The organism is Microbacterium sp. HSID17254 (genome assembly GCF_003989315.1).
GTDB lineage: Bacteria > Actinomycetota > Actinomycetes > Actinomycetales > Microbacteriaceae > Microbacterium.
Window position 1 is genome coordinate 1 of record NZ_RBLT01000127.1, and the last position, 979, is coordinate 979.

Below are 979 nucleotides of genomic sequence, written 5' to 3' on the forward strand. Positions count from 1 at the left end.
CAAGGACCGCTACAAGACGCTCCGACTGGAGCGGACCGGCGGGATCCTCGAGGTCACCTTCCACACCGACGGCGGCCCGCTGCAGTGGAGCCTGCTGGCGCACCACGAGTTCGAGGACGCCTTCCTCGAGATCGGCCGGGACCGTGAGAACGACGTGGTGATCCTGACCGGCACCGGGGATGCCTTCAGCGGCCCGGCCATCGAGCCCGGCAAGCACCCCAACCGCCGCACCATGACGCCCGAGACCTACGACCCGATCCAGTGGGAGGGCAAGCAGATGCTGCCGCACCTGCTGGCCATCGAAGCCCCGGTGATCGCGGCCATCAACGGGCCGGCGGTGCGGCACGCCGAGATCCCGCTGGTCAGCGACATCGTGCTGGCCACCGACGACACCTACTTCCAGGACACCGCGCACTTTCCCGGCGGGATGGTCCCCGGCGACGGCATGCACGTCGTGATGCCGCTGCTGATGGGGCCGACGCGGGGCAGGTACTTCCTCTACACCGGACAGCAGATCGGTGCGGCGGAGGCCAAGGACACCGGCCTGGTCAACGAGGTGCTGCCGCGCGCGGATCTCCTCCCGCGGGCCCGCGAGCTCGCCCGGCTCCTGCTGCAGCAGCCCCGGCTGGTCCGCCGCTACACCCGGACCGTCCTCACCGAGGACCTCCGTCAACGCCTGCACGGCCTGCTCGGATACGGCCTCGCGCTGGAGGGCATGGCCCGGATGAAGAGCAGCGGACATGCCGGCGGTGGACGGGTCCGTGATCGGTTCGGCGCGGTGGCCGAAGCGCGACGCCTTCGATTGCGCGGGTGGCACGGCCTTGTTCGTCGACGACATCCGGCCGGACGGCCTGCTGCACATGGGTGTCGTGCGCAGCAGCCGGGCGCACGCGCGGCTCCTGCGGGTCGACACCGCCCCGGCGGAGGCCGTGCCCGGCGTGGTCCGGGTCCTGGAGGGGCGGGAGGCCGCGCTGCACCT

At 71.7% G+C, this 979-nt stretch carries 1 protein-coding gene; it reads left to right on the forward strand.

What is annotated here, in order from left to right:
* On the forward strand, positions 1-979 hold a 979-nt coding region (locus tag D8M34_RS19915; protein ID WP_446723745.1), incomplete at both ends, for an enoyl-CoA hydratase/isomerase family protein.